The sequence below is a fragment of the Actinoplanes subglobosus genome (assembly GCF_042650585.1).
Lineage (GTDB): Bacteria > Actinomycetota > Actinomycetes > Mycobacteriales > Micromonosporaceae > Actinoplanes > Actinoplanes subglobosus.
In genome coordinates this window covers 182,988-204,559 of sequence record NZ_JBHSBL010000006.1, presented here as the reverse complement: position 1 = coordinate 204,559, position 21,572 = coordinate 182,988, and the positions used below count along the sequence as shown (strand labels likewise).

At 67.9% G+C, this 21,572-nt stretch carries 20 protein-coding genes; 9 read left to right on the top strand and 11 right to left on the bottom strand.

Annotation, left to right across the window (positions count from 1 at the left end; all coding sequences use genetic code 11):
• Nucleotides 1–29 precede the first annotated feature (29 nt).
• Nucleotides 30–1,643, bottom strand: coding sequence for an IPT/TIG domain-containing protein (locus ACFO0C_RS07075; RefSeq protein ID WP_378065728.1), 1,614 nt, complete (start codon nt 1,641–1,643; stop codon nt 30–32).
• Between the two features lie 508 nt (nt 1,644–2,151).
• Here ACFO0C_RS07075 and ACFO0C_RS07070 point away from each other — a divergent pair.
• A complete protein-coding gene (locus tag ACFO0C_RS07070; RefSeq protein WP_378065727.1) occupies nt 2,152–2,901 on the top strand; it encodes a hypothetical protein in 750 nt (249 codons plus the stop codon).
• Nucleotides 2,902–3,012: 111 nt separating this feature from the next.
• Here the strand turns inward: ACFO0C_RS07070 and ACFO0C_RS07065 are convergent, their stop codons facing one another.
• Entirely contained in the window at nt 3,013–5,301 is a 2,289-nt protein-coding gene (locus ACFO0C_RS07065) for an IPT/TIG domain-containing protein (protein ID WP_378065726.1), read from the bottom strand.
• Between the two features lie 235 nt (nt 5,302–5,536).
• Nucleotides 5,537–7,816: an IPT/TIG domain-containing protein gene (locus ACFO0C_RS07060; RefSeq protein ID WP_378065725.1), complete on the bottom strand. Its 2,280-nt coding sequence runs from the start codon at nt 7,814–7,816 to the stop codon at nt 5,537–5,539.
• Nucleotides 7,817–8,222: 406 nt separating this feature from the next.
• On the opposite strand from ACFO0C_RS07060, the gene ACFO0C_RS07055 reads away from it, so the two are divergent.
• From ACFO0C_RS07055 to ACFO0C_RS07035, 5 genes are all read left to right on the top strand, one after another.
• Complete coding sequence (locus ACFO0C_RS07055) at nt 8,223–8,513, top strand: DUF1540 domain-containing protein (RefSeq protein ID WP_378065724.1); 291 nt, start codon at nt 8,223–8,225, stop codon at nt 8,511–8,513.
• Nucleotides 8,514–8,668: 155 nt separating this feature from the next.
• Complete coding sequence (locus ACFO0C_RS07050; RefSeq protein ID WP_378065723.1) at nt 8,669–9,448, top strand: NUDIX hydrolase; 780 nt, start codon at nt 8,669–8,671, stop codon at nt 9,446–9,448.
• Nucleotides 9,445–10,344 carry a hypothetical protein gene (locus ACFO0C_RS07045; RefSeq protein ID WP_378065722.1) on the top strand — a complete coding sequence of 300 codons (900 nt, stop codon included), beginning with the start codon at nt 9,445–9,447 and terminating at the stop codon, nt 10,342–10,344. Before ACFO0C_RS07050 ends, ACFO0C_RS07045 begins: the two co-directional genes overlap by 4 nt.
• A gap of 10 nt (nt 10,345–10,354) precedes the next feature.
• The gene (locus tag ACFO0C_RS07040; RefSeq protein ID WP_378065721.1) at nt 10,355–11,311 is read left to right on the top strand and encodes a hypothetical protein; all 957 of its coding nucleotides are present in this window, start codon (nt 10,355–10,357) and stop codon (nt 11,309–11,311) included.
• Nucleotides 11,308–12,513 (top strand): adenylosuccinate synthetase, encoded by a 1,206-nt coding sequence (locus ACFO0C_RS07035; RefSeq protein ID WP_378065720.1) that lies wholly within the window; start codon nt 11,308–11,310, stop codon nt 12,511–12,513. Before ACFO0C_RS07040 ends, ACFO0C_RS07035 begins: the two co-directional genes overlap by 4 nt.
• A gap of 69 nt (nt 12,514–12,582) precedes the next feature.
• On the opposite strand, the gene ACFO0C_RS07030 is transcribed toward ACFO0C_RS07035, so the two are convergent.
• The 8 genes from ACFO0C_RS07030 to ACFO0C_RS06995 form a co-directional block, all read right to left on the bottom strand.
• On the bottom strand, nt 12,583–13,497 hold the full coding sequence (locus ACFO0C_RS07030; RefSeq protein WP_378065719.1) for an oxygenase MpaB family protein: 915 nt from the start codon (nt 13,495–13,497) through the stop codon (nt 12,583–12,585).
• Entirely contained in the window at nt 13,494–14,708 is a 1,215-nt protein-coding gene (locus ACFO0C_RS07025) for an MAB_1171c family putative transporter (protein ID WP_378065718.1), read from the bottom strand. Before ACFO0C_RS07025 ends, ACFO0C_RS07030 begins: the two co-directional genes overlap by 4 nt.
• A gap of 9 nt (nt 14,709–14,717) precedes the next feature.
• The gene (locus tag ACFO0C_RS07020) at nt 14,718–15,188 is read right to left on the bottom strand and encodes a hypothetical protein (RefSeq protein WP_378065717.1); all 471 of its coding nucleotides are present in this window, start codon (nt 15,186–15,188) and stop codon (nt 14,718–14,720) included.
• Nucleotides 15,189–15,276: 88 nt separating this feature from the next.
• Nucleotides 15,277–15,798, bottom strand: coding sequence for a hypothetical protein (locus tag ACFO0C_RS07015; RefSeq protein ID WP_378066075.1), 522 nt, complete (start codon nt 15,796–15,798; stop codon nt 15,277–15,279).
• A gap of 265 nt (nt 15,799–16,063) precedes the next feature.
• Entirely contained in the window at nt 16,064–16,360 is a 297-nt protein-coding gene (locus ACFO0C_RS07010; RefSeq protein ID WP_378065716.1) for a hypothetical protein, read from the bottom strand.
• A gap of 155 nt (nt 16,361–16,515) precedes the next feature.
• A complete protein-coding gene (locus ACFO0C_RS07005; RefSeq protein ID WP_378065715.1) occupies nt 16,516–17,082 on the bottom strand; it encodes a PIN domain-containing protein in 567 nt (188 codons plus the stop codon).
• A gap of 9 nt (nt 17,083–17,091) precedes the next feature.
• A complete protein-coding gene (locus tag ACFO0C_RS07000; protein ID WP_378065714.1) occupies nt 17,092–17,562 on the bottom strand; it encodes a helix-turn-helix domain-containing protein in 471 nt (156 codons plus the stop codon).
• Between the two features lie 325 nt (nt 17,563–17,887).
• Nucleotides 17,888–18,322 (bottom strand): nitroreductase family deazaflavin-dependent oxidoreductase, encoded by a 435-nt coding sequence (locus ACFO0C_RS06995; RefSeq protein ID WP_378065713.1) that lies wholly within the window; start codon nt 18,320–18,322, stop codon nt 17,888–17,890.
• 123 nt (nt 18,323–18,445) lie between these two features.
• Between ACFO0C_RS06995 and ACFO0C_RS06990 the strand changes: the two genes are divergently transcribed.
• Genes ACFO0C_RS06990 through ACFO0C_RS06980 form a run of 3 tightly spaced genes read left to right on the top strand, consistent with a single transcriptional unit; the run spans nt 18,446 to nt 21,544 of the window.
• Nucleotides 18,446–20,185, top strand: a complete 1,740-nt coding sequence (locus ACFO0C_RS06990) for a S8 family peptidase (protein WP_378065712.1) — start codon at nt 18,446–18,448, stop codon at nt 20,183–20,185.
• A 46-nt stretch (nt 20,186–20,231) separates the two neighbouring features.
• The gene (locus tag ACFO0C_RS06985) at nt 20,232–20,831 is read left to right on the top strand and encodes a sulfite oxidase-like oxidoreductase (RefSeq protein ID WP_378065711.1); all 600 of its coding nucleotides are present in this window, start codon (nt 20,232–20,234) and stop codon (nt 20,829–20,831) included.
• A gap of 8 nt (nt 20,832–20,839) precedes the next feature.
• Nucleotides 20,840–21,544: a ferredoxin reductase gene (locus ACFO0C_RS06980; RefSeq protein WP_378065710.1), complete on the top strand. Its 705-nt coding sequence runs from the start codon at nt 20,840–20,842 to the stop codon at nt 21,542–21,544.
• The last annotated feature ends 28 nt before the right edge of the window (nt 21,545–21,572 follow it).

Below are 21,572 nucleotides of genomic sequence, written 5' to 3'. Positions count from 1 at the left end.
GGCCGTTCATCTTGGGACTACTCAGTGGATCAGTACTCCGACACCGTGAGGGTCGCACCACTCGAGACCCGCGAGTACTGCGTCGCTGCGTCGAGGGACGTGTCCGAGATGTCGTTCACGACGACCAGGCTGTAGGCACCGTCCGGTACGTCGGCGGCCAGGACCAAACCGGTAGCGCCCAGCGTGTTGGCGAGGTCCAGCGTGCAGATCAGCTCGTTGTCGCTGATCACGGTCGGCGAGGTGCACTGGGTGACCAGTCCCGCGTTGAGCCCGGATCCATTGCTCGCGGAGGTGAACCACGAGTTGTTGACCAGGAACACATAGGCGCCAGTGGCCGGCGCAACGCCCGCGGTCGCCGCGGTGCCCCAGCCGGTGATGCTGCTGAAGCCCGCGCCCATCACGTCGATGGTCGGCGTGGTGTTCGTCGCCGACGCTGTCGGCGAGATGGTGATGCCGTATGAGTAGGTGAACTCGTTCGCCGTGCTGGTCTGGGTACCGGCAGCAGTCGTCACGCTCAGCTTGACGTCACCGGCCGCGTGCGCGGTGGTCTTGCCACTGATCGACGTGGCGTCGACAACGGCGAGGTTCTCCAGCGGGCTGCCCCCGAGCGACGCGCTCAGCGTGGCGCCGTCCGCCGTCGGAATACCCGTCAGACCCGTGATGACGATGCTGGTGCCACCCTGAGCCGGACCGCCACTGGGCGAGATGGCCGGGTTGGCAGCACCCAGCGCCGGCGCCACGGTGTAGACAGCCGGAGCCGCGATCAGGTTGCCGGCATTGCTCATGAACAGACAGGTGTTCCACGCCGTCGTGGACGCGCCGCTGTCGACCACGACTCCGACCGGGACCAGGACCGCCACCTTGCTGGTAGAGATCTTGGTGACCGTGACAGCCGCCACGTGGTCGGAGTTGACGCCCGCGTACGTCGTCGGGCAGTTGCCCTTGGTGAAGGTCACCGCCGGAGACCCACCCGTGATGACCGCCGTGGGCGTGGTGACGGTGATGGTGTTGCCACCGGCCGAGTTGCCTGCCTTGGGGCTCAGCGTCGGTGCGGCCATCGCGGTGTACGAGGTGGTGGCCAGCAGAGCGCTGCTGGTGCCCGACCCCGCGTAGACGCACAGGTTGTAGGTACCCGCGGTCAGAGCTGGAGCCGTGATCGTGGCGACCGTGTTGGCCACGTTCTTCGTCACCGTCGTCGCAGCGGTGGCCGACGTCGTGGTGTAGGTCGTCGCACACGCGCCGACCGACGCCAGCTTGAAGGTGGCGGCGGGGGTCGTCGCGGAGGCGAGGTACGGCCCGAGCCCGGTCGCGGTGATAGTGGCGCCGGACGTGATCGGGCCGACCGACGGGTTCAGGGTCGGCGCGGTGTTGGCACCGCTAAGAACCAGTGTGTCGGTCGAGTTGACCGACAGCGGGGTGGTGCCGGCGACCGCACCGGACGTGACGCCGTAGATGCAGGCCCGGTAGGTACCCGCAGCCAGTGCGGGAACGGTCAGGGTCGCGGTGTCGGCGTCGTTGACGACAACGGTCGCTGCCAGGTTCGTGCCGGAGGTCGTGCCGAACGTCGTCGGGCAAGTGCCGCTGTTGGCAACGAACCGACCGGAAGCGGCGGTGATCGAGGTGAAGGCTCCAACCGAGGTCATGATCGTGGTGCTCCCACCACCGATCGGCCCGACATCGGGATCGATGGTGCCCGCCACCGCATAGGCGGGCGCTGCGGTACCGGCTACAACCGCTGCGGCCGTAGCCACCACAGCGACACCAGCCCGGAACGGCCGGCTGCCAGTTCTTGATGCGGACTTGCGCATGCGAGGTCCTCCTACGGTTTCTACGAACCGCGATGTGGATTGGGTGAGCCCGCACGTGACGTGACGGCGGGCCGTCTCGGAGGAGCCTAACGTGGCATTTCTGGCGAAAAGCCTGGAACGCTAATTTAGCTCAGAAAAGTAGATTTAGTAATATTAGCGAAGTTACGTGTCAGATGTACTTATTGTAGTTCGCAAATACATGCCGACCTGCGGCTGTCGGGCAACTCTCAGGTAAGGATTGAGGGATTCAGCCCGTTTTGTCAGTGCCGTTGGAAGCATGGGTTTCGGAGTTCGCCTCATGAACCGGCGGACCTATGGCCGAAACCCAAGGGGCACAGACGACATGAGCACACAAGACGACCAGCCCGGCGACAACGGCTCACCGACCACGCCGGCGGCACCCTCGCGTTCCGAGCACTCCCGCATCAAGCGAACAGCGGGTGTGGTCGGCCTGGCAGCACTCCTCGGATCCGGCGCTTACCTGACCACGCTCTCCGTCACCGGCCACAAGGACACTGAGAACCGTGACGTGACCGCGGTGGGCGCCCTCGACGCACCCGGGTCCCAACCGGCGACACCGGCCGCACCCGGCGAATCAGGAGCAAACCCGAAGAGCACGACCACCGGCGGCAATCAGACGGTGAAGGCGGAGCCGTCCTTCGAGGAACCTGCCGAGCGCGTCAGGAAGGCCCGTGAGGCGGCCGCCAAGGAGGGCGTGAAGATCACCCGCCCGCTACCGGTCAGAGAGGACAATCCGGCCGGCGCGGCTGCCGCAGCTGCCGCGAAGGAGGTCACCGTCGGGTCGGCCAAGGAGGGCGGAACCATGCGCATCGTCACGGTGCGCGGCGACCTGACCGGTCAGCGCGAGCTGGCGTGGGTCGCCGGAGGCGTCGAGAAGCACGGACCGGCCGCGTGTTCCCAGCGCTTCAAGCTCTTCAACGAACAGGAGCCCAGGACCCGGCCGAACCTTCTGGTGTGCTGGCGCACCAGCGAGAAGCGCAGCGTCGTCGTCGTCGACACGAAGATCGGCGGGCGGCCTCCGGTCGGCGAGAGCCTCGCGATCATCGACCGCGAGTGGCGCAAGCTCGGCTGAGGTCGAGTACCACAGAAGCGCCGGCCACATCGGTGGCCGGCGCTTCTGTTCGCGGAAAGGCCGGTGGCCCGGAGCTGTTGCTCCGGGCCACCGACTTCGTAGCGCTGGCGATCAGAACGCGGAGACCGTGAAGGTCGACGCGCTGGAGACCGCACTCTGGACGTAGGAGGTGTCCGTGTGCACCGCGTTGAGCGCGGCGTTGCTCACGTACTGGAGGTTGTAGGAGCCCTCCGGAACCGCGATGTTCGGGCTGGCGATGACCGCCCGCACCGTCGCGCCCGCGGTCGCGTTCGCCGACAGGACAGCGGCGGTGCCACTGCCCACCGACAGCAGGGTCGTGGCGTCCGGGACGCCGGCGGCAATGAGGAAGCTACCGACATCGCCGGCCGCGTAGGTGCTCGCAGGACCCGTGATGTCATCGTCGCCGTTCGTGGTGACCACACCGGCGACGACCCGGCTGTTCGCGGACACGATCGCGACAGTGTCGTCGCCGACCAGTGCGCCGGAGGCCGGGTTGGACATGACGGCCTCGGTGCTGCTGATCACGGCGGTGATCACCGTCCCCGACGGGATCTTCGGAGTGGCGGCGGAGTCGATAATCGCCTTGCCGACGTCCTCCTGAGTGAAGGCCGGGGTGCCGTCGCCGGTGACGACACGGCTACCAGTGGTGGTGTTGATGGCCGCGGCGACCTTCGGCGTCCCGGTGAGCACCGCGGTACCGGTGGCGTTGAGCCGCTTGGTCAGGTCGACCCGGCAGACCAGTTCGGTGTCGCTGAGAACGAGCACGTTGTTGCAGTCGGCGACCGGTGGGGTCGCGCGCCCGCCGCTGGTAACGGTCGCGTTGCTGTAGCTGCCCTGGCTCAGGAAGATGTGTGCGCCAGTGGTCACGGTGTTGCTCCACGGCGCACCTTCGAACCCGACACCATTGACGATCACGTCGATCGGCCGGGTGTTGGGCGCGGTCTTCGGGTTCGCGACGACAGCGCTGGTGTACGAGAAGGCGCTGTTCAGCGTGTGCGAACCGGCGGCCGTGGTGACCACCAGCGAGACGTTGCTGGCCGGCGCGTGCCGCGGCGTGCGGGCGGTGAAGGCGGTGGTGCTGATCGGCGTGATCTCGGTGAGCGGCGTACCGCCCAGGGTCGCGCTGAGGGCGCCGGCCGTAGTCGGGAACGCCGTGCCGGTGACCGTGATCAGGCTGCCACCCAGAGCCGGACCGGCCTTGGGCGTGACGCCGGACGAGGTCTGGACGGTGGTCACCCGGTACGGGTGGCTCGCGATCAGCGCGGACTGGCCGTTCGCGACGCCACCGTAGACACACAGGTTCCAGGGCATGCTGAGTGCGGAGCCCAGCGCCGTGTTGAACGTGTTCTGGTCGGCGTAGAGCGGCGCCGGAACCGTGACGGCGAGACGCGAGTTCGTCACCTTCCGGGGCGCGCTGACCGGCTCGATCACGCTGGCGTTGCGGGCTGAGGTGTAGGTCGCCGCACACTCGGCCGCCTCGAACGTCACGCCTGGGTCGTCGATGCCAGCCAGGAACGGGTTCGGTGAGGTGATGTTGATGGCGTTACCGCCCTGCCAAGGACCGGTTCCCTGGCTCAGCGAGAGATAACCGGCCGAGTAGCCGCTACCGGTGATCAGCGCAGAGCTGCTGGCAGCGCCGTTGTAGAAGCACAGCGAGTACTTGGCCGGCGCGGCACTCGTGCTCACCACACCGGCGGGCACGACCAGGTTCACGGCGTTGTCAGCGGTCTTGTTGACCGTGGTGGCCAGGTTGGCGACCGGCGTACCGTAAGTGCTGGCGCACTCGCCGCCGGCGACGAACTGGGCGCCGATCGTGGCCACGTTGGTGAACACATTCGTAGACGTCGTGACATTCAGCGTGTTCCCGCCACCGGTCAACCCGATGGGTGTATTCAGCACAGCGGGCGATCCGACGTTGATCGTGTAACCGTTCTGGTTACCCTGCCGGGCCGTGGTGCCACCGGCGTAGTCATAAACACAGGCGACGTACTTCTTGGCCTGCCCGTTGGTTCCCGCGGTAGCACCGGCGGGCAGTTTGAACGTCACCGACTTCGCGGAACTGCTGGAAGCGGATTGTGTCTGATCGGTCGCCAGAATGGTGGCTGACGCCGTCGAGATTGTCGCCGCACAGACCGGGGTAGTAGTTCCGGGCGAAGTGAGGATCTGTACCCGGGCCGCTGTGGTGTTCGTGCCGTTGGCGAAGGTGGCGTCGGTGTCGACGATGGTGACGGAGTCACCGGGGGCTACCACCGGAGGGGTCACCGTGACGGCGGCGAACGCCGCCGCCGGAGCCACCAGCAGGGCGGCACCTACCGCTCCGGTAGTCAACCCGGCGGACGCCGCCAGCCGGGCTTTCGAGCGTGACTTGGACTTGCGCATGCGAGGTCCTCCTACGGGTCCCCATGGACCGCGTCGCTGGATTGCTGGGCCCAGGCGTCCGGATGAACCGTCGCGGGCCGTCTCGCCGGAAGCGTACCTATTAGTGGGTATTCGATTTGGCAAAGTAGCGAACATACTTATATGTCAGACAGAACCTTTTGAAATGCCCAAAAATGAACACGCGGCGGCCCGGAGCATGCGCTCCGAGCCACCGCTTTGTATTGCTATTCGGGCGTCAGAAAGACGCAACGGTAAAGGTCGAGGTGCTGGAGACCTGACTCTGCACATAGGCGGGGTCGGTGACCACAGCGTTGACCGCGGCGTTGCTCACGTACTGCAGGTTGTAGGCGCCGTCCGGAACCGGGATCTTGGTGCCGGACAGGATCACCGGGTGTGCCCCACCGCTCGTCACCGAGGTGCCGTCGTTCAGCGTGCCGGTTGCACCGCTCTGGGTGGCGATGCTGCGCCCCGCCGGGATGCCGGCGCCGATGATGAACTTTCCGACATCGGCACTGGTGAGCGCCGGCGAAATTGCGGAAAGCGCCGTCGACCCGTTGGAGGTCGTCGCCGTAGCGGTCTGCGTGATCGGCGACGCGAGCGTCACGGTGGAAGCGGTCGCCACTCCCGTGGCGGCGTTCGACATGACCGCCTTGGTGGCACTGACCACGTCGGTAATCACCGTCCCGGCCGGAATCTTCGAGTCGCTGTCGACGGGGTCGATGACAGCCTTACCGATGTCCGTGGAAGCGAAGGCGGTACCGGTGATCACACGGCTGCCGGCAGCCGTGACGACGGCGTTGCCGGCGGTCGGCGTCGCCGCGAGAACTGCCGCGCCGGCAGCGTCCAGCCGACTGGTCAGGTCCAGCTTGCAGATCAGCTCGGTGTCGCTGAGCACCAGCACGTTGCTGCAGTCCGCGACCGGCGAGTTCGCCCGGGTGGTGGAACCGATGTCGGCGGAGTTGTAGCTGCCCTTGACGAGGAAGATGTGCGCACCGCTCGACAGCGTGTTGGTGAACGGGGCGTTCTCGAACCCGACACCGTTGACGACGACCTCGACAGCGCGGTTGTTGGGCGCCGTGTTGGGGCCGACCAGCAGAGCACTGTTGTAGGAGAACGCGTTGCTCAGGGTGTGCGAGCCGCTGGCCGTGGTGACCACCAGCGAGACGTTGTTGGCCGGCGCACGGCGCGTGGTCCTCGCGGTGAACGCGGTAGCGCTCAACGGCGTGATGTCGACCAGCGGCACACCACCGAGCGTGGCGGTGAGAGCGCCGGGCTCGGTCGGGAAGGCGGTGCCGGTCACCGTGACCATGCTGCCGCCCAGGGCCGGGCCAGCCTTCGGGGTGATTCCGGTCGAGGTCTGGATCGTCGTCACCTTGTACGGCGTGCCGGCAACCAGGGTCGACACCGTGTCCGTGGTTCCGGTGTAGACGCAGATGTTCCAGTCGCGGACCGGGTTGACGGCGAACGCGGTGGTGGCGGCACTCTGGTCGTCGTAGACCTGCGGGACGGTGACTGCGAGACGCGTGGTCGACAGCTTGCGGACCTTGTCGGCAGCGATGATCTTGTTAGCGTTGGCGACGTTGGCGGCCGCGTAGGTGTTCGGGCAGGCCGCGGTCCGGACGAGGACGCCCGGGTCGTCGATGCCGGCCAGGAACTCGTTCTGCGAGGTGATGTTCAGGCCGTTACCGCCCTGCCAGGGACCGATGTTCTGGCTCAGCGCCAGCTGGCTGGCGGTGTACTGGCCACCGGTGATCAGCGCGGAGCTACTGGCGGCACCGTTGTAGAAGCACACGGCGTACTTGGTCGGGTTGGCAGTCGTCACCACACCCGCCGGCACCGTCAGGTTCGCGGCGTTGTCACCTGTCTTGTTGACCGTGGTGGCCAGGTTGGCGACCGGCGCACCATAGGTGGTCGGACACTCACCGGCCGACGAGAACTGTGCGCCGATGGTGGACACGTTGGTGAACACGTTCGTCGTCGCCGTGATGTTGACGACGTTGCCACCACCGGTGAAGCCGATCGGCGGGTTCAGCGTGGTGGGTGTACCCACGTTGATCGTGTAACCGTTCTGGTTACCCTGCCGGGCCGTGGTGCCGGCCGCATAGTCGTAGACGCAGGCGACGTACTTCTTGACCTGCCCGTTGGTGCCCGCGGTGACACCGGCGGGAAGCTTGAACGTTACCGACTTGGTGGTGTTGCTCGAGCTCGTCTGTGTCTGATCTGTGGCCAGGATCGTGGTCGACGCCGTCGCGATCGCCGAGGCGCAGACGGGGGTGGTGGTACCGGGCGAGGTGAGGATCTGTACCCGGGACGCCGCGGTTGTCGAGCCGGTGACAAAGGTGGCGTCGGTGTCGACGATGGTGACGGAGTCACCGGGGGCCGCCACCGGAGGGGTCACCGAAACGGCAGCGAACGCCGCCGCCGGAGCCACCAGCAGGGCGGCACCTACCGCTCCGGTAGTCAACCCGGCGGACGCCGCCAGCCGGGCTTTCGAGCGTGACTTGGACTTGCGCATGCGAGGTCCTCCTACGGGTCCCCATGGACCGCGTCGCTGGATTGCTGGGCCCAGGCGTCCGGATGAACCGTCGCGGGCCGTCTCGCCGGAAGCGTAACGATTCGTAGCGGTTCAGTAACCCAGAGAACGAAACATACTCATATGTCGGACTTATCAACCGCAGAGTGCGGCTGCGCCAACTCCACTACCCTCAGGCAAGGCACCCACGGCAAGACCGAGCCACGCCCGGCCATGCCGTCAGGAAATAGCACAAGACTCAGGCATGCCTTACCTAAATCGACGAAAGTAAGCCTTGCCTTAGCATTCTTGATTTCTCAGAATGCGCCGCCAGAAAAGTGTATGGGCTCGAATTAATGGTTATATTCGAGGCGAGTTGCAGCTACCTGGCGGCCGAAGGAGATGTGTCGTGACTCAGATGATGGGCATGCCCCGCGTGCAGACCTGCACCGTCACCGACTGTGGGTACAACCACGACGGCTGCACGGCGTTCGCCATCACTATCAGTGAGATGAACTCGGCCTGTGACACGTTCGCGGGTGCCGGGCTCTCCGGTGGGATGGGTGTCGCCACCGCTCAGGTGGGCGCCTGCAAGCGGTCCGACTGTACGTACAACAAGGATCTCGAGTGTCAGGCTCCCGCTATTACCGTGGGGGCTTCCGCCGACAAGGCGGACTGCCTCACCTACCAGCACGCCTGACCGTTTCCGGCCATTAATCCCGCCCCCGCAAATGGGGGCGGGATTTTTGCGTCCGGACTTCCCGGTTGACAGCGGGCGACCCCTGCGCTAGGTTCATCTCAGATCGAGTAAGACTCAGATTGAGAAACACTCAAACCGAGAAGGACGGCGCGGCGATGGATGAGGCGACCTACCTCGCGGGGTATGACCCGCGGGCCTACCCGGCGGTCGCGGTGACCGTGGATGTGGTGGCGCTGACCATCCGCGACGGCCGGCTCTGTGTGCTCCTGGTCGAGCGTGGCGCGCAGCCCTTCGCCGGGCGGCGGGCCCTCCCGGGTGGCTTCGCCCGCGACGAACCGCTCCACGACGCGGCGTTGCGGGAGCTGGCAGAGGAGACCGGCCTGACACCGGGCGACCGGGAAGGTGGCCAGGAAGGCCACCGGGAGGGCGACCTGGACCGGGTCCATCTCGAGCAGCTCAAGACGTATGGGAATCCCGGCCGCGACCCCCGGATGCGCGTCGTCTCCGTCGCCTACCTGGCGTTCGCGCCGAGTCTTCCCGAGCCGACGGCCGGCAGTGACGCCGCCCGCGCCTACTGGGTGCCGGTCGACGACGCCAAGGATCTCGCCTTCGACCACGACGAGGTGCTCGCCGACGGCCTGGAGCGGGCCCGGTCGAAGCTGGAGTACACGCCGCTGGCGACCGCGTTCGTGGGCCCCGAGTTCACGATCGGCGAGCTGCGGCAGGTCTACACCGCGGTGTGGGGCGAGGAGCTGCACGCGGGCAACTTCCACCGCAAGGTGCTGTCGGTCCCGGGGTTCGTGGAGAGCACCGGCGGCACGACGAGCAAGGGCGGTGAGCGGGGCGGGCCCAGGGCGAAGCTCTACCGGGCCGGTGACGCCCGCCTGCTGCACCCGGCTCTGCTACGGCCGACCAGGGAGGACGGGGTGCGATGACCACCATGACGTTCGAGGAGGCGGTCACGAAGATCGTCGCCGCACGGAGTTTCCAGGATCTGGCCGGCACCGAGAACGGCGCGGGTCGGGCGTACCGCAGATGGGCGAAGTTGATCCACCCGGACACGGTGGGCGCGCAACGGCGCGCGACCGCGACCGACGCCTTCGCGAAGCTCTCGGCGCTCTATGAGCGACGCGGTGAGAGGCGGGAGCCCTGGGGCAGCGGCGACGTCGCCGAGCTCTTCGCCGAGGGCGACCGCCTGCTGAAGGTCCCGCGCTCCCCCGCGGACAACGACCTGATGGAGGCCGAGGCGACCGCGCTGCGCAAGCTGTGGGCCGACGGCGACCCGAGGTTCCGGCCCTACGCGCCGCGCCTGGTCGAGACCTACATCCACGAGGACGCGCAGCGGCGCAGGCGGTGGGTCAACGTTCTGGAGCGCCAGCGCGGCATGGGCAGCCTGGCCGAGATCAAAGGCGATCTGGGGGTACGGGAAGCGGCCTGGATCTGGCGCCGGCTACTGATCGCGCTCGGCTGGGCACATCGGGCCGGAGTGATCCACGGGGCGGTCCTGCCGGAGCACGTGCTGATCCATCCGGGCCGGCGCGGACTGGTTCTCGTCGACTGGTGCTATGCGGGACATCGACCTGCGGCGATAGTGAAGGCGAGGGAGGACCACTATCCGCCGGAGGTGCTGCACGACCGGACCGCTGGATCCGCCACCGACATCTACATGGCGACGGTGCTGATGACACGGCTCATGGGGCCGCGGATGCCCGTCTCGCTGCGGCGGTTCGCCGCCGGATGCACCTATGACGCGCCGCGGATGCGGCCGCAGGACGCCTGGGCCCTGTTGGGCGAACTCGACGACATCATCGGATCGCAGTACCGGAACTGAGGAGCAGATCATGGGAAGCGGACACTGGTCCACCGATGTCTACACGGCGGCGGCGAGCTACCGTGCGGCGTCCGGGAAGAGCACGTTCGACTACAGCGACTCCGGTGCGCGGACGGTCCACCCCGACCTGGACCCGCACGGGGTGTTCATGCGGGAGAGCCGGGACAGCGGGGAGCACCCGTTCAGCACGCCGATCGCGGTGCTGTTCGACGTGACGGGTTCGATGGGCAGTGTGCCTCGGGTGCTGCAGACGAAACTGCCGCAGCTGCTGGGCCTGCTGACCCGGAAGAACTACGCGGTCGATCCACAGATCATGTTCGGTGCGGTCGGGGACGCCACGTGTGACCGGGCGCCGCTGCAGATCGGTCAGTTCGAGTCGGACAACCGGATGGACGAGGACCTGGTGCGGTTCGTCCTGGAGGGCGGCGGCGGAGGCCAGAAACACGAGTCGTACGAGCTGGCGTTCTACTTCATGGCCCGGCACACGATCATCGACTCGATGGTGAACCGGGGACGGAAGGGCTACCTGTTCATCATCGGGGACGAGATGCCGTACCCCCGGGTGAAGCCGCGCGAGGTGAAGGCGGTGATCGGTGACGACCTGCCGGAGCCGATCACGACCGAGGACATCCTGACCGAGCTGAAGCGCAAGTACGAGGTCTACTACATCCTGCCGACGGCGGCGCACCACAGCGGCGACAAGGAGGTGCTGTCGCGCTGGCGCAAGCTGCTCGGTCAGAACGTGCTGGAGCTCGACGACCTGGACGCGGTGTGCGAGACGATCGCGCTGACGGTCGGCCTCGGCGAGGACGCGATCGACCTGGACGAGGGCATCGCGGACCTGACCGACGTCGGGTCGCGGGCGGGCGGTTCGGTGGGCCGGGCGCTGGCGCCGTTGCAGCGGACCGCGGTGGTGCGCTCGGCGCTGGAGATCGCCGGCGGCCCGGGTGGGAACCAGCGGCTGTGACCGGGCACGTCGCGGTCGTCGACCTCGGGTACGGCGACGCGGGCAAGGGCACCGTCGTCGACCACCTGTGCTCCCTCGGCGACGTGCGAGCCGTCCTGCGTTTCAACGGGGGTGCGCAGGCCGCGCACAACGTGATCACCGAGGACGGGCGGCATCACACGTTCGCCCAGTTCGGGTCGGGCACGCTGCGGGGCGTGCCGACCCATCTGACCCGGTTCATGGTGGTCGATCCGCTGGCGCTGGCGGGCGAGGCGGCGGCGCTCGGCGATCCGTATCACCTGCTCACAGTGGATGCGGACGCTCTGCTCGCCACTCCGTGGCATCGCGCCGCGAACCGGCGGCGGGAGGCCGGGCGAGGCGCGGAACGGCACGGTTCGTGCGGCATGGGCGTGGGCGAGACGATGGCGTACGCCGAACGGCATCCCGATGCTCCCCGGGTGGGGGACGTGCTCTCGCCGTCGCGGCTGCGGCAACGGCTCGCGGCGGTGAGGGACGTTCTGGGTGACTGCGGCGTCCCGGTCGACGACGTCGTGGACGCGTTCACCGCTTTCGGGGAGACGGTGCGGATCGTCGGCTCCGAGCACACCGACCGGATCCTCGCCGAGGGCCGGTGCGTGTTCGAGGGCGCGCAGGGTGTGCTGCTGGACGAGTGGCGGGGCTGGCATCCGCACACGACGTGGTCGACGACGACGTTCGACAACGCGCTGGCCCTCTGCCCGTCGCTGACCAGGCTCGGCGTGGTCCGCACCTACACCACCCGGCACGGTGCCGGGCCGTTCGTCACCGAGTCGGACGAGCTGGACCTGCCCGAGCGGCACAACGGCCGTGACCCGTGGCAGGGCCCGTTCCGGACCGGCCACTTCGACGCGGTCGCCCACCGGTATGCCGTGGAGGTCGCCGGCGGTGTCGACGCCCTGGCGATCACCCACCTGGACGTCCCGGAACGCTGCCCCGGCCTGCGGATCGTCGACTCCTACCGGGTCGGCTCCCACCGGGCCGGCTACGAGATCTGGGACCGGATCGAGCCGGGCCCGTTCCGCGACCTGGAACACCAGGAGGCCCTGGGTGCCCGCCTGGCCGCGGCCCGCCCCGGCCGGATGACACGGCCGGCCGACTGGTGCGACGCGATCTCGGCCCGCCTGGGCGCTCCGGTGATGCTGGAGTCGTGGGGACCGCTCTCCTCGGACAAGAAGCTCCGCTAGGCACCGCGCCCTCAGTGCGGTGCGACTTCACCTCGGCCGTGCGACACCGCCCAGACCGAGTCGACGCGCTCAGCGGCTGTCACTCGCGGAACGGGAGTCGGGCGAGACGGTGTCCGGGGCCGGGCGACCGGGCGCGTCGTCCGGCGCCGGGCCGAGCTTGCCGATCTCGTAGCCGTCGGGATAGGTCGTGGCCTTGAGCCCGTCGCTGAACATCGCGGTGGCCCTGGGTTTACCGAACCGGCGCAGGAGGAGGGCTCTCGCCCGGAGCCCGGCGTGCAGTCCGGCGCGAACCGGCCACGCCGCCGTGGTCACCCGGGTCGCGGCCCTGAGCCGGTCGTCGTACATGGCACTGACGAGCGTGTTCCCCAGCGGGGCGAGCATGGGTGGGATGCGTTTGAGCATCAGCTGGCGGGTGGCGCGTTCGATGGCCGCGGCGTCGTCATTGGGCTGCAGGTGAGTGGCGTCGTAGGCGTCGAACCAGGCCTCGATCTCGTCGTACGAGCCGGGGATGTCGGTGATGGCCATGCGCTGGCCCAGCTCCCGGTAGAACAGGTAGGTGGCGCGGCGCTCGTGGCAGCAGGGCCGCCGCCAGGCGTACTGGTCCAGCCATCGGATCGGAATGATCACGAGACAGGCCAGCACGTACAGATAGTGGTCGTTGGAGATGCCGTAGGGCCGGTGGATCTGGTTGATCCGCCGCAGCGCCTCACGGCCGCGGAACTGGTCGAAGCCGTTGAGCACCATCTCGTACATCAGCAGGCCGGTGTCGTCGATGCGCTTCTGGGTGCGCTCGGTCAGCTCGCCGGTCGCGGTGTGCACGGCGGCGATCTCCGGCAGCGAGAAGGACCTGTTGAACGCCAGGTTCAGGCCGAGTTTCATGTCCCACGGGAACTCGTACCGCAACATCGTCTGGTAGATGGACAGGTAGTCGTGCTCCGGGTCCAGCGAACGGGTCCGGACGAGGTTGTCGTATCGGGCGGTCATCGACGGTTTCTCCCGGGGTCGGGGATGGCGGACATCATGACGGAGGCGAGAGTGCGGACCACCACCTCCGACTTGGCGTAGGCACCGGCGACCTCCACCAGCCAGGCGACTTCGCCGCCGTAGCCGTCGCCGGGCAGGTGCAGAGTGTCGGCCAGCTGCGGGTTGTCGGCGACGTTCCCCGCGCGGTGCATGCGGACGGCGTATGCCAGCTGGGCAGCTTCGACGGCGGCCTGGCGGGCCTCGCCGGTCAGGCCGGCCAGGTCGGCGTGATGCTCGGCGACGGCGGTCACCCGGGCATCCATGAAAGGTCGCAACGCGAGGCGTGCGTCCCGGATCTCGGCCAGTCGCCGGATCAGGGCGTAGTCGATGTCGCGGATCGCGGTCCGGGAGCGGCGCAGTGTCGGATCGAGCTCGACATACGGCAACTCGGTGACGAGGTCGTGCCACAGCGGCGCGAGACGCCGGTAGGAGCGCAGGTCGCTCCAGCGTGGTAGCCGAGGGCCCCACGCCGGCATGGTCAGGCCGATCGACATGAGCAACGCGCTGAGGGTCACCAGAACCGCGGCGATCTGGCGCTCGCCCGCCGGCCGCGATCCGGACCAGTACGCCAACAGGTAGATGACCTTGTCGAGGGCATAGAGCAGAGCGAAGACCGCACCGACAGCCGTGGTGCGCAGCCCTCGCCGTAGCCAGGTGCGGCCGCATGCCCTGGCGTACTGCCAGCAGAGGCGAGCGATGTCGATGAAGGACGCGAAGAAGCCGACCACCAGGAAGAACAGCAGGTAGGCGGTCACCGCCGGATTACGGGCGTACTCCACGGTCAGCTGCACCGGCGACTCGCCGAGCAGGGTGTAGCCGAACAATCCCAGCATCGCCAGGTATGCCCCGGCGGTGGCCAGGATCCATCGAAGGGTCCGCCGGGCCGCCTGTTCCGGCGGTAGCGCGAGGAACAGGAGCCAGCTCTCGGAGCCGACGACGATGGCCATCACGCAGCCGTGGGAGAAGACTTTCGCCAGGTTGGGCATGCCGGTCAGGCCGTCGACTGCGGCCGCCAGCGGCGGGATGGCGAGCGTGATGCCGACGGCGAACGCCCCGAAGGTCACCGTGACCGCGCGACGGGCCGGGCTGGGACGAAGGCGCTGCAGGCGCAGAATGTACCCGAAGGTCAGCCAGCCGGTGACCGCGCACGCTACATAAAGGACCGTATCCACCGAAGGCCTTCAGCTGGTGGGATCTTCGAGCGCCAGCCGCAGCCGCTGGTGCAGCGCCGCCTGGCGGTCGTCGAAGGGCACGGTCCGCTCCTCACCGCCACGACGGGCACGGCGCAGCAGCAACGAGCCGATCATCTCCGCCTCGCGCTCCTCGGCCGCGTCGTAGTTGCTGCGGCCGAGGAAACGCTGCACCAGTCGTGGGTCCAGGTCCGGCAGCAACAGCCGGAACGTGTCCGGGTCGAGCGGTGCGGAGGCCCGGTGGCCGGCGAGCAGGTGACCGATCTCGTGCCCGATGATCAGCATCTGGTGCAGGGGTGACGTGTCCTGCTCGTAGAAGATCGCGTCGAATTTCCCGGTCGGCACATACATCCCGCACACCGTCCGGGCCGGCAGCGCGATCGGGATCAGCACGATGGGACGGCCCTGGCGCTCGTCACCGAGGACCCGGCACAGCTCATGGATGTCGAACGGCTCAGGCACGTCGATCTCGGCAACGAGCTGCTCACACCGTCGCCGCAATTGATCATCAGGCACGCCGTAGCCCCCGTCCTGCATACCGCCGCCATCTCTAGACGAGACCGCGCGGCGGCGTTCCCGCTTCCTCACGGGCCGTCGACTCGGTCGCCTCGCGCAGCCGGAGAACCATCTGCTCCACGAGTTGGGTGTCGGTGGCGGACAAGCCGGTGTCGGTGAGGATCTGGCGCAGCGCGACCTGTTTGACATCGATGCGGCGAAGCTCACTCAGGAGGGCGATCTGCTCCATCACCCGGCTCGCGGCGTCGTCCTCCACGAAATATCCGGTATTGACATCGAACGCCCGCGCGAGAGCGCGTACATGAGAGGTACGGGGATCGCTGGCCACACCGCGACGCAGCTCGCCGATGTAGGCGGCACTGATCGAGACACCGGTCCGCACCGACAAGATGTTGATCTTGTCAGCGATCTCCTTGTTGGTGTATCTCCGGCCCGGCTCGTCGCCGTCGCCGAGCTCCTGCGGCGTCGGCCGGATGTGGTCGAACAGGTACTCCAGCCTGGCAGCGAGCGTGTCGAGCGGCGGTAGATCGTGCTCACCCGGCCCATCCGAGACCATTACCTGCCCCCTCCCGCGCCGGCGCCGCACACCATCGCCGCCCTCCGCAACACATTCACAAGCATAGTTGACACCCTTACTCAGGGCGGAGGTATGCTCCCCCATGCGCAGAAACGTCTGTTTAGAGGAGCATCACTTCACTAAACAGGCGTTTGCAGGTTCAGTGTTCAATCCGCATGGCGCGGGCCGGTTCACGGGGGCCGGCCCGCGCCATGCGGCATGAGCGGTCGACGGGTTTCACCCCACCAGTCCGGGGTGCACTGGTTCACCGGCCGGATCTCTGATTCGTATCCGGCTCCGGGCCATCGTGGCCGTGCGTCCGGGCCAGTACCGCACCTTCCCGAACAGAGCCACCGACATCTACATCGACGGCAACCGTGGTCTTGAACGGCGCGACATGCAGTTCGATGGACCTCACCACCGCACGACCGGAAGGTGCGCCACCGTCCAGGACCGTGAGTTCATCGCCGATGCGTAAAGCGTCACCCTCCAGGTGCCCGGTGACGAACAGCCAAGGGCGGCTCGACAAGCGGTGCACTCGCTCGATGGTGAGCCGGGTCATGCGCGGTTCCTCCTCCATGTCTCGACGAAGCCTTCCTCGGCTCCGTATGCCTCGTCCTCCAGCGGTCCGGTCATGGTCGTGATCCGGCCATCCTCGTATTCGGGCAGCACGTTGGCCTGATCTGTATTCGCCTTCAGCCGCCTCGGACGCCTGCGCTACCAGCCCAGCGGACCAAGATGGCGTCGCACTTCAGCCGCGAATCTGGGCACGCCGGTGCGCTGCAGAAGGACGAGGACCTCCGGCACGGTGTTCGGCGCTCGTTGGTAGGACGTGACTTGGTGACGGAGCACGTCCATGGTCAAGCCGGGGTAGAGATCGAGTTGGTCAAGTAAGAAGTCGTCGGGGTGGATGGCGGCGACGTCATAGGGCTTGAGGGCGGGCTCAGGGAAGTCGCTGAGGTTGAAGGCGACGATGACTTCGGCGTGGGCGCGTACAGCGGCAGCCAGAACGTGCCGGTCCTTGGGATGGTTCGTCATACCGTCGACAATTGACTCGTACCCGGTGACCAGGGCATCGGGGAATGACCGGCGCATCTGGCCGAGCCGCCGATCGACCCGATCCGGCGGCAACCCGCGGGCGATTAGGTTGCGACGCAGTTCGACGAAGACATCGGCCGACCAGATTGGCCGGTACACGGAGGCTTCGGCGAGACGAAGCAGCGTGTCGCACAGGTAGGCGGGGTAGAGCACGCACGTGTCAAGGAACGCGGGGAACGCCACCATGACCGGCTGTCACCTCGATGGCGGCGGGTCGAGTGTGATCTCGTACAGGTCGTCGCCCTCGGCGTCGGCTGCCATCTGGTCAAGGGCGCGGCGGCGTTCGGTGCGGGTACGTTCGGAGTAGTCGAGGATGTCACGCAGTAGAACTCGTCGATGCCGGCCGCGCAGGCTGTGCGGGATCTCGCCGTCGGTGAGCAGACGGACCAGCGTGGGTCGTGAGATGTTGAGCAGGTCAGCGGCTTCCTGGGTGGTCAGCATGGTGTTATGCGGGGCGATCGAGATGGCCATGCCCTGGGACAGGGCGCCGACGACGTCACGCAGCAGTTCGTAGAGTTCGGCCGGGATGTCGAGCTGCGAACCGTCCGGGCCCACCAGCTTCGCTCGGGCGGGAGCCTGAGCCTCGGCCAGACCGCGCGCGAAGCGCACCAGGTCGGCGGGGTTTTCAGGGGGCAGAACGGTCCGTTCACGCAGGGTGCTCGACATGAAGCCAGCCTACCGCTATTCGAAAAATACGAAAACCCGCTACGGTCTGACGAAGCCCAGCGCCCGATAGCCGGGAGGGCGGCACTGGCGGCGGAAACCACCCGGCCATCGTCACCGGTAACCATTGCCGGGACGTTTGACCAGCTCACGCGCCAGTCGAAGTTCGGCGTGAGCGCTGACGGCGGCCTGCTGGCCCCCGATCGGGCGCTCGAACTCAAGCCGGACAGAGCCTCCGGCGATCTGCCGGTACGTGCGATGCCTCAGTCGACCTGCGAGGATCCGCAGGTCGACAAGGCATGGAATCTGCGGGACTCGGTCGCCTGGATCAGGTGCGGGTCAGCAGGAAGACCGGGATGAGACGGTCGGTCTTCTTCGTGTACTCGTTGTACTGCGGGAAAGCGGCCGCAGCCCGCTCCCACCACTGCTCCCGCTCCTCGCCGGAGAGCTCGCGGGCAGTGTAGTCCTGCTTCACCTCACCGTCCTGGAGCTCGACCAGCGGATTCTTCCGCAGGTTGTGGACCCAGACCGGGTTCTTCGGGGCGCCACCGAGCGAACCGACGACCGCATACTCGCCGCCGTGCTCGACGCGCATCAATGCGGTCTTGCGCAGCAGGCCGCTCTTCGCGCCGACCGAGGTCAGCACGATGATCGGCTTTCCCATGATGTCGTTGGCCTCGGCACCGCCGGTGGCCTCGTACTTCTCTGCCTGATTGCGCGCCCAGTCCGAAGTGCTGGGGGCGTACTCACCTGTCAACGGCATGATTCCGATCCTACGCACCCCAACCGCACCCGACCGGACCCCGGAACGCACTTCATCACCCGCACCTTTATCGCCAGGGCCGGCCACGGATGGGTAGGCCCACCTACCGAAGGGTGCTACCAGATGCGGAAGACGGCGCGGCGGAACGTACTTGCTGGTGGAATCGCGGCGGTCACCGCCGCAGCACTGGGCGCGTTCGCGCTGCCCGCCGGGAGCCAGGCGTTCAGCCCGGTCTCGTACGGCCTCGCCCTCCCGGCGACCGTCTCCGCGACCCAGCCGGTCCGGATCGTGACGACCTCCCTGGACGCGACCGGCCGCCCGGTCTTCTCGGTCAAGGTGGCCACCGACAAGGTGTCGGCCGAGCGGATCATCTCGGCCGCCCGCAAGACCACCGGCACGGTCAGCGTCGAGGTCGACCACAAGGTGCACGCCCTCGGGATGCCGGAGGGTGACGACACCTACCGCGAGTACCAGTGGGACCTCGACAAGATCAGCACCCCGGACGCGTGGGAGCAGAGCACCGGCGCCGACGTGGTGGTCGCGGTCATCGACACCGGTGTGGACGGTGACCACCCGGACCTCGCCGGCAACGTCCTGACCGGATACGACGCGATCGACGACACCGAGGGCGGCGACTCCGACGGCAACGGGCACGGCACCCACGTGGCCGGCACCGTCGCCGCGGTCGCCGGCAACGGCGAGGGCATCGCCGGTTTCGCCCCGGACGCCAAGGTCCTGCCGGTCAAGGTGCTCGACGCGGACGGCAGCGGCTGGAGCTCGGACACCGCCGAGGGCATCGTCTGGGCCGTCGACAACGGCGCCCAGGTGATCAACATGTCGCTCGGCGCGAGCGAGTCGACCGACGCGGAGGAGGCCGCCGTCGCCTACGCGATCGAGAACGGCGTCACCGTCGTCGCGGCCGCCGGCAACGAGCGCGAGGAGGGCAGCCCGGTCAGCTACCCGGCCGCCTACGACGGGGTCATCGCGGTCGCCGCGACCGACTCCGACGACGAGGTCGCCGAGTACTCCAACCAGGGCGACTACGTCGACGTGGCGGCGCCCGGCAGCGACATCCTCAGCACCTATCCGGCCGACCTGACCGATGACGGCAGCGAGTACGCCGAGCTCAGCGGCACCTCGATGGCGGCGCCGCACGTCGCCGCGGTGGCCGCGCTGCTCAAGGGGTACTCGCCGGACCTCGGCCCGGACGACATCCAGAACGCGCTGGAGCGTTCGGCCGTCGACCTCGGTGCCGACGGCTTCGACGAGGACTACGGCTGGGGCCGGATCGACGCCGCGGCCGCGATCGAGGCGGTCGGCGAGGGCGGCGGTGGCGAGGAGCGCATCACCCCGGAGATCACCGCCGACGAGGGCCGGACCGTGCCGTTCGGCAGCGAGAACGCCACCGAGTTCCTCGTCACGGCCGATGGGGAGGGCCTGGGCAGCGCGGCCGTCGAGGCGTGCGTCGCGGTCACCGGCGGACAGTGGCAGTGCGAGGACGACGAGACCGACGAGGACGGCGCGTACGTCATCGAGCATGTCGCGAAGGCCGGATACCAGGTGCGGCTGACCGTGCGGGAGACCGACACCGTCGAGTCGGTGTCGGAGAGCGTCGGCTACCGGGTCCGGGCGACCGTGTCGGCCAAGAAGACGGCGCGCGGCACGATCACGGTGAAGGCCGGTGGCGCCTCCGGGCAGAAGATGGCCCTGCAGCGGAAGTCCGGCAGCGGCTGGAAGAACGTCAAGTCCTACTCGGTCAAGTCCAGCACCAAGATCACCGGTCTGGCCGGTGGCACCTACCGCGTCGTGGTGGCCGGCACCAAGGCGGTCGAGGGCGTGACCAGCGGCACGGTCAAGCTCTGACCTTCCGACACACGGCGGTCACCCGGGTGGGGTTTACTCGTACCTCATGAGCATCATCTCCCGGGGTTTCGGCGGGCGGCGGCGAGAGCCGTCGCCCGCTCTGCCGCCCGGTCAGTACCTTGCGCACGACTTCCCGGTCCTCTCCGCCGGCCCGACCCCACGGATCCCGCAGGACCGGTGGAAGTTCACGATCGTCACCGAGATCGGTGAGAAGCACACGTGGGACTGGGCGGAGTTCACCGCCCTGCCGGCCGAGGAGATCACGGTCGACATCCACTGCGTCACCAAGTGGTCCAAGCTCGGCACCTCGTGGAAGGGTGTCGCCCTCGACACCCTCTTCGAGGACGTGGAGACCGCCGGCGACTTCGTGATGGCGCACAGCTACGGCGGCTACACGACGAACGTCCCACTCGAGGACCTGCTCGACGGCAAGGCGTGGATCGCCTACGAGTACGACGGCGAGCCCCTGCACCCGGAGCACGGCGGCCCGGCCCGTCTCCTCATCCCGCATCTGTACTTCTGGAAGTCCGCGAAATGGGTGGACGGGCTGCGGATGATGCACGAGGACGAGCCCGGGTTCTGGGAGGACGCCGGCTATCACATGTATGGGGACCCGTGGCGCGAGCAGCGGTATCACGGCGACTGACCTGGCGGGTGGCCACGGTCCGGTCGGCGCGGTGGGAGACGGGTTCGGCCCGCACCCTGGCGCTGGACATCCCGGACTGGCCGGGTCACCTTCCGGGTCAGCACATCGACATCCGCCTGACGGCCGAGGACGGCTATCAGGCCCAGCGCAGCTATTCGATCGCGTCGGCCGGGCCGGGTCCGGTCGAGATCAGCGTGCAGCGCCTCGAGGACGGTGAGGTGTCGCCCTATCTCGCCGACGTCGTCGAGGCCGGCGACCAGATCGAGGTCCGCGGGCCGGTCGGCGGCTGGTTCGTCTGGCGTGCCGAGTCGACGGCTCCGGTGACGCTGGTGGCGGGCGGGTCCGGGATAGTGCCGCTGATGGCGATGATCCGGGCCCGCGGTCTGGCGGCGGGCCGCCAGCCCTTCCGGTTGATCTATTCGGTACGGACTCCGGGCGACGTTCTCTACGCGGACGAACTCCGTCGCCGTGCCCTGTCGGACCAGGGCCTCGACGTGCGGTTCGTCTACACGCGCGCGGTTCCCGACGGGTGGCCGGAGCCCCCGGCGCGCATCTCGGTCGCCACCCTGAACACGCACGGCTGGCCGCCCGACTTCGAACCGGACTGTTTCGTCTGCGGCCCGACCTCGTTCGTCGAGGTGGCCGCCGACATCCTGGTCGCCCTGGGCCACGACCCGAAACGCATCCGCACCGAACGCTTCGGCGGCTCCTGACCCGCCGGCGACGGCTGGCGGGTCAGGA